Genomic DNA, 18,020 nt, shown 5'->3' with positions numbered 1-18,020 from the left:
CGGCACATAGTTATTCGAACTAGCGATGCGGTCTACCTGCGGGCTCAGGAGGGCAGGTGCTTTCATAAAACGTACCTGCGCAGCAAATGGAAAAATTGTTTGAGTCTATTTGTCGGACACTTCTTTAATAGGCCGATTAAAAGGCCGTAGGAACTTGTCGGAAGAGTCCTAGGGTGCGCATTTCAAATGGATTATCCAATGTTTTCATTGGGTTGCGCGCTTGTTTAGGGTGAGGGTGTTCTTCCGGTAGATCCATGTCGTGTTGTTGCGCGGTGCTAGTGTTTAATCATCGACGCACACTGCGATGCGCGATTTTCCTACACGCAAAATAGGTCAAGCAAACACTGTCAGCAGTTGCTTGAAACTGATATTTCAACTCGGGTAGTAGAACTATGAGCACTATTCACGAACAGGCTATGAATCATGTCTACCAGCAAGTTCTGCAGCGCTTGATCGGGCACTTTAATCGTGCTGGACGTACAGCCCTCCAGTTGCTGGTCCAGCGAATTGTTGTCGCCGCGGGCGGAATGGAGCAGGTGGGGGATTTCAAGGTGCTGGTGGCCCACGGTGGCGGTGAAGTCAGCAGCTATACCCTGGCGCTGCTGCGGGCGGCTCAACTGACCATTGCCGGTCGAGCGCCGCGCACCTTTAACCTGAGGGTCGCGACGTTACGGCATGCAGGCATGACCGAGGGCCATTTCGACACGCTCAATCGTGGCTACGGCAGGCTGTTTCTGCACGACGACCCGCGCGTCGAATTGCTGATGGTGGAAAATCACGAAGTACAACCCTTCAATCACCTGCGCCCGGCCTCGGCGGTGGGGCGAGAGATCAGCCAGCGCAATAGGGTGATGGTAGGCCACCAGAGCGCCGGGGACTGCCGCGCCACGCTGTGCAACGACACCTACCTGGCGGTCGGGGATTTTTACCAGCGCGTCACCACCTGCAACGGCGGCGTCCATGCGTTGGTCAGCGGTGATTCCCCGCGCAAGCAAAGTCAGTTTCTTGCCTGGCTCAAGAAAACCGCCCAGAGCGTCGGCATCCGTGTGCCCAAGGGCCATCCGCTGTCGCTCAACGCGTTGTTCTCGCGCCTGGACGAGTTGAGCACGGGTTACTACCGTGATGTGTTCGGTGAGCACTACGCGGCCAGCGATAATCCCAGCCAGGTGGGGCATCGTCACTTGGCCTACATCGGCATTGCCGACCTGCTGGAAGATGTCGACCTGGCGTCGACCTCCTTGCTGACCGAGTTCATGGCCTACAAGCCCGATCCACTGGGCTTTCACTTCAGCCAACCGACCTATTCCAATCCGCTGCTGATGGCTCATTTGCGTGGCCTGCAGGCCGAATGCCTGCGTGAGCTGGATTATGAAGATGGCGTCGACGGTTTTACCCAGCAGGCCGATGGGTACCTGCGGCGCCTGCACATGCCTGAGGATTTGCTTATCCAGGCCGGGACCCGCGAAGGGCGTATGCTCGCCAGTACTTACGCCCAGCAGTTTTTCGGCCTGGATGAAACCCAACTGGTCTGCCTGTTGTTCTCGCCATTTCTGCATCACGGTGAGCGGCTGGAAAGCTATTTGCGCCAGTGTCATCCGGGCATGCTGGTGGCGTTGCCTGAGTTGCACAAGGTCCTGCAAGGCAGCGCCTGTGCCGAGATGCTGCAGCAGTGGATAACGGACACCAGCGGCCTGCCGCTGCCCTTGTTACAGCACCTGTATCGCAAGCGGCCGCCGGTCAGGGCGAACGGCGGGCGTCACGTCAGTGCGGCCCAGGGCGCCGCTCAGGCCGTGCCATTGTTCGGGCGATGACACTGCGCGGCGAGCGTCAGGCGGATTTCGCGTATCAGGCGGTCTATCGCTACATGATCAGTCTGATCAACGAAGTCAGTACCGACACCCGGGTAAAACTGCCGTCATTGCGGCAGTTGGCCGGGCGCCTGAACGTGTCGATTTCGACCATCCAATATGCCTACGCGCTGCTGGAGAAGGAGGGCAGGGTCTATTCGGTGGCCAAATCCGGTTATTACGCCTGGCCGATGTCGGCCAATCCGCTGGCGTGGGCCGGAGGGGATCTGCTTGACCGCCTCTACGCGGCGGCCCGGCGCCCCGGCATGGTGGTGCTCAGCGGTGATGAGCCGGCATTGCCGGGCGCGTTGGACGCAACGCTGCTGCGACTGGAACGGGAGTTGGTGCGCCAGTACCCGTCGCATCTGCAGCCCTGGTCCCAGCCCTGCGGCGTGTGGGAGCTGCGCGCAGCGCTGGCCGCACGCTATACCTCGTCACCCACGCGCTGCTGGCATGCCGACGACGTGTATATCGGTGCCGACCTGCGTGGCGTGCTGGACATTCTGATCGAGGTGCTGGGCCTGCGCGGCACCACCGTGATTGTCGAGTCGCCCTGCGATTGGCTGATCCTGCGTCTGTTGCAGGACGCCGGGGTGCGCGTCGTCGAGCTGCCTTGGACGCCGGAGGGCAGCCTGGATCTAGCGGCGCTGGGCAGGCTGTTGCGCGATGAATCGGTGCAACTGGTGTTGCTCTCGTCGAAGGTAAGCCTGCCCTCGGGGATGGCCATGTCAATCGACGAACGTCTGGAGGTAGCCAGTCTGCTGGGCCAGCACGGTTGCTGGCTGGTTGAAAACGACACGTTTGGTGAGCTGGGTTTCGACGCCACGCACACCCCGTTGCGCGAACTGGTGAACCCTGAGCGGCTGATTGTGTTTTCCTCCTTCGAGAAAATACTCGGCTCGGAAGCCCCCTACGGGTATCTGCTGTCCCGGCGTATGAGCAACGAATTGCAGCGCCAGTTCCTGCTGCGCTCATTCCGCTTATCTTCGATCCGCCAGCGCGCAATCGCCCGTTTGTACCAAAGCGGGCGGATTGACCTGCACCTGGGCTCGCTGCGCCAGCGCTTGAGCGAACAGGCGGCGCACATGAGTCAGCGCCTGGAACAGCATTTGGGCGACCAGGTGACCTATCGGATGCCGACCGCCGGCGCCGCGTTCTGGCTGGCCTCCACCCTTACGGTGGATATGCGCCAGGCCTTTCAGCGTCTGCTCGCACGACAGGTGGTGATCGCCCCCGGCGAGCTGTTCAGCGTCAGTGGCCTGCACCAGCAGAACCTGCGCTTGAGTCATACCTTCCACGGGCAACCCAATCTGGATATTGCCCTGGAAGCATTGAGTGATGCGTTGCGACAGGCGCAGACTGGGTGAAGTTTCTCTTAAAGATGTAGGATCGATACCGTCGCGCAGTAGTCCAAGTCTCAGTAAACTGCCATTTTTTCCAAATTCTTCTTTCCGAGGTTTATGCATGACAATCAGTCCTTTTGCGGGCAAGCCGGCGCCGGCCCAGTTGCTGGTGGATATCCCGCGACTGGTCACGGCCTATTACACCGGACAGCCTGATGCAGCGATCTCCACCCAGCGTGTGGCCTTTGGCACTTCCGGGCACCGTGGCAGCTCCTTCGAACTGAGCTTCAACGAATGGCATGTGCTCGCCATCAGCCAGGCCATCTGCCTGTATCGCGAAGCCCAGGGCATCAACGGCCCGCTGTTTGTCGGCCTGGATACCCATGCGCTGTCGACCCCAGCCGGTGCAAGCGCGCTGGAAGTGCTGGCCGCCAATGGTGTGCACGTGATGCTGGCCGAAGGCGATGAATACACGCCGACGCCGGCGATTTCCCACGCGATCATCTGCTACAACCGTGGCCGCACCAGCGGCCTGGCTGACGGCATCGTTATCACGCCGTCTCACAACCCGCCGCAAAGTGGTGGCTACAAGTACAACCCGCCCAACGGTGGTCCGGCCGACACCCACGTCACCAAGTGGATCGAAGCCAAGGCCAACGAGCTGCTGGCCAATAAGCTCGCTGGGGTCAAGCGCATCACCCATGCGCAGGCGCTCAAGGCCGACACGACCCATCGCCATGACTACCTCAACAGCTACGTGGCCGACCTGATCAACGTGATCGACATGGACGCCATCCGCAGCGCCGACCTGCGCCTGGGCGTGGATCCGCTGGGCGGAGCAGGGGTGCGCTACTGGTCGGCGATTGCCGAGCACTACCGCCTGAACCTGGAGGTGGTGAACACCGAAGTCGATGCCACGTTCCGCTTCATGAGCGTCGACTGGGACGGCCAGATCCGCATGGATCCGTCCTCCAGCTACGCCATGCAAGGCCTGATCGGCCTCAAGGAACGCTTCGACGTGGCCTTCGCCTGCGACCCGGACCACGACCGCCACGGCATCGTGACCCCGTCCGGCGGCCTGTTGGCGCCGAACAACTACCTCGCGGTGTCCATCGACTACCTGTTCCAGAACCGTCCTGACTGGCGCGCCGATGCGGCTGTAGGCAAGACCGTGGTCAGCAGCGGCCTGATCGATCGCGTGGCCGCACGCATCGGCCGTCGCCTCTATGAGGTGCCGGTGGGCTTCAAGTGGTTCGCCGACGGCCTGTTCGAAGGCTCATTGGGCTTTGGCGGGGAAGAAAGCGCGGGTGCCTCGTTCCTGCGCAAGGATGGCACCGTGTGGAGCACCGACAAGGATGGCCTGATCCCGGCATTGCTGGCAGCGGAAATGACCTCGCGCAAAGGCCAGGACCCGAGCCAGATCTACCGTGGCCTCACCGATGCCTTGGGCGAGCCGTTCGCCATTCGTGTCGACGCTAAGGCCACCCCGGCGCAGAAAGCCCTGTTGGGCAAGCTGTCGCCAGAGCAGGTGACCTCCACTGAGCTGGCTGGCGAAAGTATCCAGCAGATCCTCAGCCATGCGCCGGGCAATAACCAGGCGATTGGCGGTCTGAAAGTGATGACCGAAAACGGCTGGTTCGCCGCACGGCCATCGGGTACCGAGGACATCTACAAGATCTACGCCGAGAGCTTCATTGGCGAAGACCACCTCAAGCAACTGGTGGAAGAGGCACAGGTGCTGGTAGACGGCGCCATCTCGGAATAACACCGCAAAACCAATATGGGAGGGGGCAAGCCTTAATGCCAGTCAGTTAACGCTTTTTGTAGGAGCGAGCTTGCTCGCGAAAAACTCACAGGCGCCGCGTTCATTCAGGAATCACGCGTTATCGTTGACGTTTTTCGCGAGCAAGCTCGCTCCTACAGGAGGCGATGTACGCTTAACTGACTGGCATTAGGGCAAGCCTCTCCCATAGTTTATTGGGCCAAAGCGTTGGATCAGGCCAGATCGACCAGCACGATCTCGCTGTCTTCAACCGCCGTTACCCGCAACACCTGCTCATCCTCAACCGCCACACCGTCTCGAGCTTGTGCGCGCAGGCCATTGACTTCGATCACTCCGGTAGCCGGTACCAGGTAAGCACGACGCCCGTTGTCCAAGCGGTATTCCGCACTTTCCCCGGCTTTCAGGTTCGCCGCTACCAGGCGGGCATCTGCACGAATGCGCAAGCTCTCGCTATCACCGGCTTTGCCACTGGCCAGGGTCACAAACCCTTCGCGATCACCTTTCGGAAACGGCTTGGCGCCCCAGGAGGGTGGCAGGCCGGCTTCGTTCGGGATGATCCAGATCTGGAAGATCTTGCTCGACGTGGCTTCCAGGTTGTACTCGCTGTGGGCGATCCCCGTGCCCGCGCTCATTACCTGCACATCACCGGCCTCGGTGCGGCCCTTGTTGCCCAGGTTGTCGGCGTGGCTGATGGCGCCTTCACGCACATAGGTAATGATCTCCATGTCGCGATGCGGGTGCTGCGGGAAGCCGGTGCCGGGGGCGATAATGTCGTCGTTCCACACCCGCAGGTTGCCCCAGTGCATGCGCTTGGGGTCGTGGTATTCGGCGAATGAAAAGTGGTGATGGGCGTCAAGCCAGCCGTGGTGGGCGCCGCCCAGGGAGTTGAAAGGTCGAAGTTCAAGCATGATCGTCTCCTGTTGATGGCGCGTATGATCCAATAGCCTTTGATCGATAAAAAGCGTAAAAAATGCCTGATTCCTATCGGAGGATTAGATTGGTTTCCAGCGTTATAACGTTCACTTCATCGCCTAACTGCATGACCGTAAAGCAATTTGGTGGAACTGAGGGCCAATTCCGGCGACCATGACGCCCTTGTCAAAACCCAGCTCATCGCAGGAGTCCGCGTGCCGCAACACAAGCCTGAACTGCCCCCAGAACTGCGCCCATTGGCCGATATGCCGCTGCTCAAACGTCTTGCCGCCCGCTTGTTTGGCCATGGCCTGACGCGCTTGCGCGCGCAGCATCGGTTTTCCTGGTTGCACGGACAGGCCGATGGTTTTCGCAGTGGCCACGAAGCCGGCGTGGAGTACGGCTATCGCGAGGGCAAGGCCGATGGCATTGAGGAAGGCCGACAAGTCCTGTTGATCCGCGACTTCCGTCCCGATGAGCACCGCGCGCCTGGTGTGGACGACAGCCTGTTCGATGATTGGCGCCTGCCCCTGACGGCCGATATCAAAAAGCGCATCAAGGCCGACGTGGCCCGTTTGCTGCCGGCCCATGCCCAGCCGAGCGCGGCACAATGGAAGATGGTCTTCAGCGACACGCCGTCAACCTCGGTGATCGCCGGTGCCGGCGCGGGTAAATCCACCTCGCTGGTGTTGCGTATTTTGCTGCTCACCCATTACCTGGGCTTCGAATTGAGTTCGATGACCGTAGTGACCTTCACCCGCGAGTCGCGCAAAGACTTCATCAACAAGCTCATGGAAATTCTCAACCTGTGGGGCCAACCCCTTGAGATGAAAGAAGCCCAGGCGGTGGTGCGCACCTTTCACTCGCGCATCCTGCCGATGGTCCGCAGCCTGCCGGGTTTTGAACGCCTGCAAGCGTTCGAGAACCTCAGCGCCGGTTTCGAAGAGGCCGACAGCAACCCGTTTGACCTGCGCATCAACGACGCCCAGCGCCAGCAAATGAATGCCTGCTATCACCGATTGCATGGCCAGCACCCACGCTTTCGTGAGCTGATAGCACCGCTTGCGCGCCATGGGCTGCAACTCAGGGAGCTGGAGCGCGATCATCCGGATGTACAGAAGCGCGTGGCGGTGACCGAACTGGCGGCCAAGCGCGATGGAGAACTCTGCGATGTAATCGAAGACCTGTGGTTTCGCGCCGGCGCCTGGCCGATCCAGGGTATTGAGCCGAGTCGGCAGCGCGTCGAAATCAACGGCGCGCAGTTTCACTGTCACGGCTATATCCCCGAACTGGATGCGTGGGTAGTGCTGGGCTTTGATCCCAGGGAAAACGTCCAGATCAGCCGGCCGAATTCGAAGCTGTCGGTGCGTGCGGAGTGGGCGGTAAAGCGCACCCTGTTTCAAGCTTTCTGTCGTAAGCCTTTGATATGGTTGGATGGTTATGATTCGTCAAAGCGTCTTCTAAGCAGCCTCGCCAGTGATGCCAGCGCCGGTCCCGGCTTTGATTACAAGGTCAAGGGCGAGCTGGCGTCGGCGCCGCTGCTGGACAGTTTCGTGATGGCAGCCGGCTTTATCGAGAACCTGGGGCTGGACGTGCCGACCGCCGTCGGCCAGATGAGCTTCGCCAAGGACGACCCGGACCGGTTCTTCTTTGAAGCCCTGAGCATTTTCTGGAAGGCCCTGGAAGACCACCTGCTTGATCAGTCGCCGCCGATCATGACCTATAACCGCATGTTCTCGCTGTTCGGCGAAAACACCCCGGAAAACCTCAAGCTGCTCAGCGATCCACTGCTGCGGCCGATGTCGCACCTGATGATCGACGAATTCCAGGACGTATCGCCCCAGATCGTCTCGTGGATACGCGCCAGCCTGCGGGAAATCCGCAGCCGTGGGCCGGCGATGCATGTGGGCCGTGGCGCGCAACGATCGTCCTTGCTGTGCGTGGGTGATGACTGGCAGTCGATCTACGGTTGGCGCGGCAGTTCGCCCAAGTACTTCATGGAGTTCAACAACGAATTCCCATCGCCGAGCACTACCCGAGTGATGCTCAGCGAGAACTACCGTAGCCATCAGCACATCATTGATGCCGCCGAACATATCGTGCGCGCGGCGCCGTCGATCCCCGGAAAGAAGGCCAAGGCCAGTGGCACAGCCAAGGCGTTGAAGCCGGTCACAGTACTGGAGCGGGACGATGCTGCCCTGGGCCGGCAACTGCTGGAACACTATCAAAAGGGCGAATCAGTGTTAATGCTTTATCGCAAAAGTAGCGATAAGTTGTTGATTCAAGAGCATATTAAATCGGTAGTTAATGTTGATTCTAGCTTGGTTCCAGCGGCGCGCAGATTGAAACAGCTGACGTATCACAGCGCCAAGGGCCTGCAGGCAGACGCCGTCTTCCTGCTTGGCGATTGCCAGCACCTGACCAGTTCGCCGTACAAGAACCAGGTGTATCGCATGGCCGGTTTGGGCAAGGACGGCGATAGCGAACCCTATGACACGGCGCAAAAGGAGGAGGTGCTGCGCCTGGCCTACGTCGGGATTACCCGCGCCGTGAACCATTGCTACTGGTATGTGGAAAAACCTGAAGGCCAGGCGGTGAATGTGCCGAAGGCCTCGGAGCGGGTTGATGGCAAGAAAGCGTTTTTCGACGATCAGCGCCACTAGAGAATGAACGCAATCCAACGGTGGGAGGGGGCTTGCTCCCGATAGCAGAGTGTCAGCCACCACCGACAGTGACTGAACCACCGCAATCGGGAGCAAGCCCCCTCCCACCGTTGAGCTTCTTTCTGTTGGCTGGGCCGGGATCAGGCCCTCAGCGACAACGGCGGCACAAACGACTCCAATTCATCTTCCACCGCCTCGATAATCCGCTCCACATCAGCGGCATTCATCACGGTGGCGCAGGGGATGCCGGCGATGGCAATCAGCGTCTCGCCGCTGGCGCGGTCGAACAGGCGGGCGATCATACTGCCGGGCGCGTCCATGCTGCCCTCGAAGCCCATTGGATGGAAATGCCAGCGCATCAGCTGGCAGGCGTTGGGGAACGTCACTTTGTTCATGTTGCCCACCTTGTTCATTGAGCGCTTCCTTTAGCTCGCGGCAGGGCGCCATGACCTTCACTGGTCGCGGCGTTGAAGAGCTTAAAAATAGCATTCGTTCGTACGCGCAATGTGATTTTTTCTGCCCCGTTCGGCGGTTGTTATCCATTCACTTGACGTGGGTCATCTCCTGCTGATGATGGGCGAAATGCCACTAGTCAGAAGTTCCAGCTGGCCATTGAAGGGCCTGGCAAAATTCGGCAATCTCCACGGTTTACCCGCTTCCGAGCCCCCCATGCCCGACATCGCCCCAGACGATGATTGCCATCACACCCATGCCACCCGGGACCTGGTGCTGCGCCACCACCTGTGTTGGCGCCATCGCGACCTGGATGGGGTGATGTCCTACTACCACCCGGATATCCGGTACCACGATTTTTTCCAGAACCGTGTGGTTGGTTACCCCGAGTTGCGTGATTACCTGCAAGCCAGCATGCCCCGCGAAGCCGATGAAGCCATTGAGCACACCGACCGCATCCGCGCCGACGGCGATACGGCCTTTATCCAATACCGCATCACCTTGCGCGGCGGACAGGGCCTGGTGTCATTCCGTACCAGCGAGGCCATCACCGTGCGCGATGGGTTGATCTGGCGCGTCAATGAGTACGCGTCATTGGTGCATGAACAGCCCTCCCAGGCTCAGCGCCCCAGCGTCAGCCGCCTGGGCCTGTCGCCCCAGCAATTGGGGCATATGGCCAATGACTTGCAACAGTACTTCGAGCGCAAGCAGCCTTATCTGGACCCGGAACTGGACCTGCAGCGCGTCGCCAAGGAATGTGGCTACAGCCGCAATCAGATTTCCTACCTGCTCAACCAGGTGCTGGGGCAAAGCTTCTATCGCTACGTCAATCAGGCCCGGCTCCAGCATCTGCTGGCCGCGCTGGACAAAGCGAAGCCGCCGATCAAGGTCGACGATCTGGCTTTCGCCGCCGGCTTCAATTCGTTGTCGGCGTTCTACAGCGCCTTCCGCCAGCACACAGGCCAATCACCCAAGGCCTACGTCAAACAAATTTCCCTGCGTGCACGCGCGCAAGACAGCGAATAACCCGCAGTTCTAGGATTCCCCCATCGAAACGTGGTTGGGGAGCTTGGCATGCCGGCATGGCGCAACATCAGTTTATGGATGGACCAGTTGGATGACCCGCTGATAGCGCGGCCGTCCATTGAGCATGACCTGGACGTCAATGTCGCCATTATCGGCGCCGGCTACACCGGCCTGTGGACGGCCTACTACCTCAAACGCCAGGCGCCTGAGCTGAAGATCGCGATTATCGAGGCGCAAACCGCTGGCTTCGGCGCATCGGGCCGTAACGGCGGCTGGCTGATGGGCAATCTGTTGGGCGAAGACCGCCTGCTGGCCGGCCTTGCACCTGAACAGCGTCGTGCCTCATTCGACCTGTTGCATGGCATTCCAGACGAAGTGGCCCAAGTCCTGGCCCGTGAAGGCATCGACTGCGACTACCGCAAGGGCGGCGCGCTGTATTGCGCCGCACGCTACCCCGAGCAGGAAGGTAGCCTGCGCACTTACCTGGACAAACTCTACGCCCAAGGCCTGACCGAAGCCGACTATCGCTGGCTGAGCCCGCAACAGTTGGCTGAACAGATCCGCATCGCCAAACCCTATGGCGGCATTTATGCCCCCCATGTCGCGACGATCAACCCGGCCAAGCTGGTGCGCGGCCTTGCGCGGGTGGTGGAGAGCATGGGCGTGACGATTTATGAAAACAGTCCGGTCACCCACTGGCAGTCCGGTACCGTGCGCACGGCCAGGGCCGGGGTACGCGCCACCTGGGTGGTGCCGGCTGTGGAAGGGTACGCCAACACCTTGCCGCCCCTCGGTCGCTACCAGTTACCCGTGCAAAGTCTGATTGTCGCCACCGAACCACTGCCCGCCAGCACGTGGGACGAAATCGGCCTCAGCCAGGGCCAGGCGTTTGGCGAAAGCAGCCGGCAAGTCACCTACGGCCAACGTTCGGCGGATAACCGACTGGTGTTCGGCGCCCGTGGCGGTTACCAGTTCGCCGGCAAACTGCGGCACAACTTTGATTTGACCGACAGCGAAGTGGATCTGCGTCGCTACCTGTTCGGTGAACTCTTCCCACAGCTGAACAAGGTGCGGATCAGCCATTCCTGGGGCGGCAACCTCGGCATGTCGCGCAATTTTCGCCCGCACATGCTCTGTGACCACAAGACCGGCATTGCCCTCTCTGGCGGTTACGGCGGGGAGGGCGTCGGTGCCACCAACCTGGGCGGCCGCACCCTGGCTGACCTGATCCTTGGGCGCGACACGCCGCTGATTCACCAACCCTGGGTGCTGCGCGAACGTGGCCTGGATGCGCTCAAGGCCTGGGAGCCGGAGCCGTGCCGCTGGCTTGGCTACAACGCGATCATTCGCAGCTTTGTCCATGAAGACCAGGTACTGGCCAACCCCAACAGTGCGCCCTGGCGCCGCAAGCTGGCGACCGGCGTGGCCGGGTTTATGGAAGGTTTCATGCACTAAGTCGTTTCATTCACACGGGAAAATCCCATGAGCATCACTCAATTCAAAGACACGCTGAATGCCCACCTACCAGACTCATCGCCGGTGGCCGTGCCCCTGGGCGAGCCGATCGCTGTGGCCTCGACCTTGAGCGTTGAGCGCAGCGACGGCGTCGAAACCGGTATATGGGCCTGCACCCCAGGTCGCTGGCGGCGGCAGATCAAAGCCCAGGAGTTTTGCCACTTTATCCAGGGCCGCTGCACGTTCACCCCTGACAACGGCGAAATCGTTCACATACAAGCCGGGGACGCACTGATGTTGCCGGCCAACAGCACCGGCATCTGGGATATCCAGGAAACCGTGCGCAAGACCTACGTATTGATTTTGTAACGCTTTGATCCTTGATCGCCTGCCATAAAACAGCCCTAAAACCGCCAGGAAATCGAACCATGAAAGCCATTGCCCTGTTGCCCTTGATAGTGGTCGCGTCCATCAGCCAGGCCGCCGAAACGGTGAAGATCTACAACTGGTCCAGTTACATCGCGCCGGACACCACGAAGAACTTCCAGAAGCAGACCGGCATCGGTTTCAGCTACGACGTGTATGACAGCAACGAAACCCTCGACGGCAAGCTGATGACCGGCAACTCCGGTTACGACGTGGTGTTCCCGTCCAACCACTTCATGGCGCGGCAGATCCAGGGCGGCGCCTTGAAGAAGCTCGACAAAAGCCAGTTGCCCAACTGGAAAAACCTCAACCCAGTGCTGCTCAAGGCCCTGGAAAACAATGATCCGGGTAATGCCCACGGCTTCCCGTACCTTTGGGGCAGTACCGGCATCGGCTACAACATCGACAAGGTCAAGGCGGTACTGGGTGATAACGCACCGGTGGATTCCTGGGACCTGATCTTCAAGCCCGAGTACATGGAAAAACTCAGTAAGTGCGGGGTAGCGATCCTCGACAATGGCCCGGAATTGCTGCCTATCGCCCTCAATTACCTCGGGTTGCCACCCCACAGTAAAAAACCAGAGGACTACAAGAAAGCCGAGGCGCTGCTGATGAAAGTGCGGCCGTATGTAGCGTACTTCCACTCCTCGAAATACACCGGCGACCTGGCCAATGGCGATATTTGCGTGGCGGTCGGCTTCTCCGGCGACGTACTGCAAGCCGAAAGCCGTGCCAAGGAAGCCAAGAATGGCGTGAAGATCGGCTATCAGATTCCCAAGGAAGGCGCCGCCATCTGGTTCGACATGGTGGCCATGCCGGCCGATGCGCCCGATGAAAAGGCCGGCTACGCGTTCATGAACTACCTGCTGGAGCCCCAGGTGATGGCAGACATCACCAACGCCGTGCACTACGCCAACGGCAACAGTGCGGCGGATAGCCTGGTAGACCCTGAGATCAAGGCCGACACCAAGATCTACCCAAGCGATGAAATGATGGGCAAGTTGTTCGCACTGGAGGCGATGCCACTGAATATCGACCGGATTCGTACGCGGGTGTGGAACACCATCCGTATGGGGCGATAAAAGCATAAAAAATCGCCTGTCTAGACTGTTATTTCTGACAGGTTATTTTTTTCAACGCCGAGTGTTTAATGACCGTTCACGTTCAACTGTTGATAGGAGAGGGTCATGAGCAACGAATATGACGTGAAACCCGATAACGTTACGAAAGGTTATATGAAAGGCGCGGTAACTATAAATGGCAAGGAAGAACCGTTCGAATCAGATTATGTCTATCGTGATGAGATGCAAGGCTCATTACGCTTTTTTGCGCATATGACTGACGGCTTTCCGGCCAGGTCAGCCATTTCGGTGCGACTCAAAGACAAGGATGCGAAAAGCGGCCGTTATGAATTTAACCACCCAACGGTTCAGTATTTTTCCTATCGTCCTCTGCGGGGGGGTGGTGAAGATGGACTGAACGCAACGAAGGGGCATTTGAACTTGACGAGGACGGATGACCCTGAGCCGGTCATCGCAGGAACACTGGAGTTTTGGACGAAAGACAACACCAGAACGTTCGAGATCAAAGTGAAGTTCGAGCTGACGGGTGTCAACCGTTGATTACCAGGGAGGTGGGGCATTGCCCTACGCTCCCGGGCATTAAGTCATTTCCTGAAATGCGTTGCGTGGGGGAGCAATATTCCGACATTAAGCGGTACCCGGTACTTGATGAGAAGTGTTGAATGATGTTTTGTATAAACGTTGATATTTTTCGGAAATGGAATGTTAAAGAATCCGACTGGAAGTTGATGTCTTTGTCGTGAGAAGTTTCTCGGCGCTGCACGTCTCACCACCCAATCAAAACATTTCCGAAAGGTAATCAATATGGCCTTAGTACAAAGTTTTCCTACCATCAATCACTGGACGTACCCTGAAAATAGCCGCCCCGTGTTGCGCGGTACCGACAGCCGTGAGCGGCTCGAAGCCCAGCGTGGCAAGGACTCTACGCTGATCGGCGGCGGAGGCAGTGACCAACTGGTTGGAGCGCCAGGCGCAAATACTTTCAAATATGAAAAAGCCAGCGATTCCCTGAACAATGACTCCGATATCATCTTTAACTTCAACCCGAAACAAGACCGCATTGATTTGTCCGAGATGGTCAAGGACAGCGATATAAAAATTGTTCATGTTCGGATTGGCCCGCCGCAGCAAGTGGGCGACGCGCATATATCCCATAGTCCCTTTGGTTTCAGTACGCTTACCATGAAGTTAACGGAGAAGGGGCCGCTTTTCGCCATCCGAGTTGATGACGTAAAACTACTGCCGGCGCATGTAAAGTTTTGGTGATGCCGACCAAATGAAGAGGGCGTGAAGGTGATCAAGGCGTGAACATTGCGCTGCTTGATCTTTTCGCGCCTATATAAAAAGTTCAGGGTTTTATACGTTCAAGGGTTTTCAAGGTCATGCCCCAACGACTGGATAAACAACGAAAACAGTTCCGGCTGTGACGAGATATCCAGCTTCGCGTACAGATGCCGACGGTGCACCTTCACAGTATCCGGCGAGATATTCAGGCGTTCGGCCATGGCCTTGGACGAGAACCCGCGCAGCACCAGGCGGGCGATTTCCAGTTCACGGTCCGAGAGCACGCCGCAGCCGAATTGGCTCAAGGCGTCCCTGATCTGGCTGTCCATGGCCGGCACGCGCTGGGTGCTTTGTTGCCAATGCTGCTGCATCAACGGCAGCACCCAGGCCGCCAGGGTCGTCATCAACCCGGTCTCCTCAGCGCTGAATCGCCGCTGCATGCCCAGCGACAGCGACAACGTACCTGCGCCCGGCAACTGCAGGATCAACTGCACCTCGTCTTCCAGCACATTGTCGTGAAAGTAGCTGAGGAAATACTCGCTCTGGCGAAAATGGTCCGGCGCCACTTCCTCCAGGCGGTACACGCCGCTGGCATAGCCCTCGCGACAAGCCTGGAAAAACGGATCGAGCAAATACAGGCCATTGAGGTACGCCAGCATCGACGCCGGTTTGCTGCTCGGCTGGGCGTCGTACTCCTCCAGGGCCTGGGGTGGGCCATCAAGGGGATAGAAGATGGCCAGCGCGTTATCGAAGGGCACGCACTGGTGCAGCAACAGCACCAACTGTTTCCAGAAACGCTCGGTGCCGAGGTGCGCGACGGTGCGGCCCAGGCCGGCGTGCATGCCGACTTCACGAAACAGGCTCATGTAGCAGGCTCCCGCCAGCAAAAGATCGGCCAAGGGTTCGGCTTTTACCGGGTGTCGTCAAGGGGAGTACGCCAATAGGGGAATTGGCTGGCATAAACCCAGCGGTTACCGTCGGCATCATTCAGCGGGAAACATATCCCGTCACTTCAGACCTTTCGTTTCTGCCTCACACCAAGAACAACGACAGAGGATAACGAGATGAGCACATCACCAGCGCCCGACGGCGTACTGAAACCGACCTTGAGTGTCTTCGACGTAGTGGCCATTACCGTGTCAGCAGTGACCCCCGCCAGCTCGGTGTTCGTGATTGCCCCCTTTGCAATCCAACAGGCCGGCAGCGGCGTGTTCCTTGCCTTTGTGATGGCGGGGTTGCTGGCATTGATGTTTGCCTTCTGCTACGCCGAACTGGGACGCGCGCATAACAGCGCCGGTGGCGAGTATGTGTATGCCAAGCGCGTGTTCGGCGGCATGGCCGGCTACGCGACGTTCCTCACCGTGCTGGTGATGCTGCTGTTTATCCCGCCGGTCCTGGCCACGGGCGCGGCGACGTACCTGAATAATGCCCTTGGCACGACGTTCGACTCACAGGCTGTCGCCCTGGTGATCGTGGTCTGCAGTTACGCCCTGGGCATCCTCAATATCAAGCTCAATGCCTGGATCACCGGCACCTGCCTGCTGCTGGAAGTGGCGGCACTGCTGGTGATCGTCGTGATTGGCTTCGGCAACCCGGTACAGCCGGCCAGTGTGCTGTTTCAACCCCAGATCGTCGAAAACGGCGTGTTGCACCTGGCGCCCTGGGCCCTGGTGATCGGCGCAGTGGGAATCGGTCTGTTTTCCTACAACGGTTACGGCCCGGCGGTGTTGCTGGCCGAAGACATGAAATGCGGCGGCAAGGGCGTACACAAAGCGGTGCTGTGGTCACTGGGGCTGGTGGTGGTGATCGAGCTGATCCCCATCACTGCGCTGTTGATCGGCGCGCCGTCGCTGAGTGCGATGATCAGCAGCCCGGACCCCATCGGCTACCTCTTGACCAGCCATGGCAACGAAACCCTGTCGCGCCTGGTCAGTGCGGGGATCTTCCTGTCGGTGTTCAACGCCATTGTCGCCATCGTGATCCAGATCGGCCGCGTAGTGTTCAGCAGCGGGCGCGATGCGCTGTGGACGCCCGGCATCAACAAACTGTTCACACGTATCCACCCGCGCTGGGATTCACCCTGGTTGGCTACGCTGTTCCTGGCGATTCCATCGGCGCTGCTGAGCTTCAGCTCTAACCTGGCCGACCTCACCTCGTTCAGCGTATTGCTGATCATGCTGGTGTACCTGGTGGTGGCGTTGAGCGCGTTGATGAGCCGGGTGCGGTTGCGTGACCGCGAGCATCCCTATCGCATGCCGCTATGGCCGCTGCCGGCACTGGCGGCTGTGCTGGGCGCCGGCTACCTGCTGGTGACCTTGCTGATGGCGGCGTCAGTGCGCGACATCATGATCATCATCGGCTTGCTGGCCCTGTCGGTGATTCTGTATTGCATCAGTGGCCGGTTAAGTCCGGCGTTTCAGAAATTGTAAGGAGTGGATATGCGAGCACGTCAACTGGGCATCACATTGGGGCTGGGCACGCCCGGTGAGTTGAATGCCATCACCGATGTCCCCGGAGTGCGGGTCGGTCACAGTACCCTCAAGACGCGCATCGACGGCAAACAGGTACGCACCGGTGTCAGCGTGGTCCAGCCGCGCGCCGGTGAAGCGCGGCTGCAACCGTGCTTTGCCGGGTATCACGTGCTTAACGGCAACGGCGACGCCACGGGCCTGGAATGGATCAGCGAGGCGGGCCTGTTGACCACGCCGCTGGCCATCACCAACACCCACAGCATCGGTATTGTGCGCGACACCCTGATTGCCCTGGAGCGCGAGCGCCTGGCGGACCCGGCGGTGTACTGGTGCATGCCGGTGGTGATGGAAACCTACGACGGCCTGCTCAACGATATCTGGGGCCAGCATGTGCAGCCTGAGCATGTACGCGAGGCGTTGAACAACGCAGAGGCCGGCCCTGTGCAAGAAGGCGCGGTGGGCGGCGGCACCGGGATGATCTGCCATGAATTCAAGGGCGGTATCGGCAGCGCCTCGCGTCGTTTGTCGGCGGAGCAGGGCGGCTGGACCGTCGGCGTGCTGGTGCAGGCCAACCACGGCAAGCGCCAGGAACTGCGGGTCGACGGCTATCCGGTGGGCCGCCAGTTGATGGACATTCCGTCACCCTTTGCCGAACGGGGCACGCCGGGCATGGGCTCGATCGTGGTGATCATCGCCACTGACGCGCCCTTGCTGCCACACCAGTGCCAGCGTCTCGCCCAACGCGCGTCGATCGGCATCGCGCGCACCGGCGGTGGCACCGAGGATTCCAGCGGCGACCTGTTCCTGGCCTTCGCCACCGGCAACCAGGATTTGCCGCCAGCAGATTACGCGCGCAGGGGCCTGCCGTTGAGCAGCACCTTGCAGATGGTGAATAACGACCATATTTCACCGCTGTTCAGCGCGGCGGCGGAGGCGGTGGAGGAGGCCATCATCAACGCGATCCTGGCTGGCGAAGACATGGTGACCGACGACGGCGTACAGGTGCCGGGCTTGAAAAGTGAAACGTTGTTACAGGCATTGCATAACACTGGCTGGTGTGTGCCCCGGTAATAGGGGACAGTGCCGATATAATCATATAGATAGTGGCTGTTTAATGTTGCCAATGACACGGTGACAATATAGTGGATCCAATTATCAAGTGTGCCGCTCAACTTGAGCGGCCTTAACGTTATTTAATATTTAAATAAGTACCCGGTGTCTTTTGTCAGACAAAGGCACCGCTGCCCAATAGATACGGCGCCAAACTTGTTGGCG

Annotated in this window: 15 protein-coding genes; 12 read left to right on the top strand and 3 right to left on the bottom strand. The window is 59.3% G+C overall.

Translation table 11 applies throughout. The features are described from left to right. The first annotated feature begins 392 nt into the window (after nucleotides 1-392). The 3 genes from J1G35_RS02165 to pgm all read left to right on the top strand — a co-directional run bounded on the left by J1G35_RS02165 (nucleotide 393) and on the right by pgm (nucleotide 4,955). On the top strand, nucleotides 393-1,811 hold the full coding sequence (locus tag J1G35_RS02165) for a hypothetical protein (RefSeq protein ID WP_223013167.1): 1,419 nt from the start codon (nucleotides 393-395) through the stop codon (nucleotides 1,809-1,811). Beyond that, a complete protein-coding gene (locus tag J1G35_RS02160) occupies nucleotides 1,808-3,214 on the top strand; it encodes a PLP-dependent aminotransferase family protein (protein WP_223013165.1) in 1,407 nt (468 codons plus the stop codon). The genes J1G35_RS02165 and J1G35_RS02160 overlap by 4 nt, the downstream gene beginning before the upstream one ends. 97 nt (nucleotides 3,215-3,311) lie before the next feature. After that, nucleotides 3,312-4,955 carry a phosphoglucomutase (alpha-D-glucose-1,6-bisphosphate-dependent) gene (gene pgm / locus J1G35_RS02155; RefSeq protein ID WP_053136023.1) on the top strand — a complete coding sequence of 548 codons (1,644 nt, stop codon included), beginning with the start codon at nucleotides 3,312-3,314 and terminating at the stop codon, nucleotides 4,953-4,955. Nucleotides 4,956-5,185: 230 nt separating this feature from the next. Here pgm and J1G35_RS02150 read toward each other — a convergent pair whose 3' ends face one another. After that, a complete protein-coding gene (locus tag J1G35_RS02150) occupies nucleotides 5,186-5,881 on the bottom strand; it encodes a pirin family protein (protein ID WP_223013163.1) in 696 nt (231 codons plus the stop codon). A gap of 219 nt (nucleotides 5,882-6,100) precedes the next feature. Between J1G35_RS02150 and J1G35_RS02145 the strand changes: the two genes are divergently transcribed. After that, a complete protein-coding gene (locus J1G35_RS02145) occupies nucleotides 6,101-8,548 on the top strand; it encodes a UvrD-helicase domain-containing protein (RefSeq protein ID WP_223013161.1) in 2,448 nt (815 codons plus the stop codon). A gap of 140 nt (nucleotides 8,549-8,688) precedes the next feature. On the opposite strand, the gene J1G35_RS02140 is transcribed toward J1G35_RS02145, so the two are convergent. Next, nucleotides 8,689-8,961 (bottom strand): DUF1652 domain-containing protein, encoded by a 273-nt coding sequence (locus J1G35_RS02140; RefSeq protein WP_003191138.1) that lies wholly within the window; start codon nucleotides 8,959-8,961, stop codon nucleotides 8,689-8,691. A gap of 256 nt (nucleotides 8,962-9,217) precedes the next feature. Between J1G35_RS02140 and J1G35_RS02135 the strand changes: the two genes are divergently transcribed. From J1G35_RS02135 to J1G35_RS02110, 6 genes are all read left to right on the top strand, one after another. Then, nucleotides 9,218-10,027 (top strand): helix-turn-helix domain-containing protein, encoded by an 810-nt coding sequence (locus J1G35_RS02135; RefSeq protein ID WP_223013159.1) that lies wholly within the window; start codon nucleotides 9,218-9,220, stop codon nucleotides 10,025-10,027. A gap of 48 nt (nucleotides 10,028-10,075) precedes the next feature. After that, the gene (locus J1G35_RS02130) at nucleotides 10,076-11,482 is read left to right on the top strand and encodes an FAD-dependent oxidoreductase (RefSeq protein ID WP_223013157.1); all 1,407 of its coding nucleotides are present in this window, start codon (nucleotides 10,076-10,078) and stop codon (nucleotides 11,480-11,482) included. Between the two features lie 27 nt (nucleotides 11,483-11,509). Then, the gene (locus tag J1G35_RS02125; protein ID WP_053136009.1) at nucleotides 11,510-11,851 is read left to right on the top strand and encodes a cupin domain-containing protein; all 342 of its coding nucleotides are present in this window, start codon (nucleotides 11,510-11,512) and stop codon (nucleotides 11,849-11,851) included. 59 nt (nucleotides 11,852-11,910) lie between these two features. Next, a complete protein-coding gene (locus J1G35_RS02120) occupies nucleotides 11,911-12,990 on the top strand; it encodes a polyamine ABC transporter substrate-binding protein (protein WP_223013155.1) in 1,080 nt (359 codons plus the stop codon). A gap of 105 nt (nucleotides 12,991-13,095) precedes the next feature. Continuing rightward, entirely contained in the window at nucleotides 13,096-13,530 is a 435-nt protein-coding gene (locus tag J1G35_RS02115) for a hypothetical protein (RefSeq protein WP_223013153.1), read from the top strand. A 264-nt stretch (nucleotides 13,531-13,794) separates the two neighbouring features. After that, nucleotides 13,795-14,256: a M10 family metallopeptidase C-terminal domain-containing protein gene (locus J1G35_RS02110; RefSeq protein ID WP_053135998.1), complete on the top strand. Its 462-nt coding sequence runs from the start codon at nucleotides 13,795-13,797 to the stop codon at nucleotides 14,254-14,256. 98 nt (nucleotides 14,257-14,354) lie between these two features. On the opposite strand, the gene J1G35_RS02105 is transcribed toward J1G35_RS02110, so the two are convergent. Beyond that, nucleotides 14,355-15,140 carry a LuxR C-terminal-related transcriptional regulator gene (locus tag J1G35_RS02105; RefSeq protein ID WP_223013151.1) on the bottom strand — a complete coding sequence of 262 codons (786 nt, stop codon included), beginning with the start codon at nucleotides 15,138-15,140 and terminating at the stop codon, nucleotides 14,355-14,357. A 198-nt stretch (nucleotides 15,141-15,338) separates the two neighbouring features. On the opposite strand from J1G35_RS02105, the gene J1G35_RS02100 reads away from it, so the two are divergent. Together J1G35_RS02100 and J1G35_RS02095 are read left to right on the top strand one after the other, a co-directional pair. Continuing rightward, the gene (locus J1G35_RS02100) at nucleotides 15,339-16,703 is read left to right on the top strand and encodes an APC family permease (protein WP_223013149.1); all 1,365 of its coding nucleotides are present in this window, start codon (nucleotides 15,339-15,341) and stop codon (nucleotides 16,701-16,703) included. Between the two features lie 9 nt (nucleotides 16,704-16,712). Then, nucleotides 16,713-17,816 carry a P1 family peptidase gene (locus J1G35_RS02095; protein ID WP_223013147.1) on the top strand — a complete coding sequence of 368 codons (1,104 nt, stop codon included), beginning with the start codon at nucleotides 16,713-16,715 and terminating at the stop codon, nucleotides 17,814-17,816. The last annotated feature ends 204 nt before the right edge of the window (nucleotides 17,817-18,020 follow it).

The sequence above is a fragment of the Pseudomonas sp. SH10-3B genome (assembly GCF_019891415.1).
In the GTDB taxonomy this organism is placed as follows: domain Bacteria; phylum Pseudomonadota; class Gammaproteobacteria; order Pseudomonadales; family Pseudomonadaceae; genus Aquipseudomonas.
The sequence above is the reverse complement of the archived record's forward strand: the minus strand, read 5'-3'. Positions and strand labels throughout refer to the sequence as shown.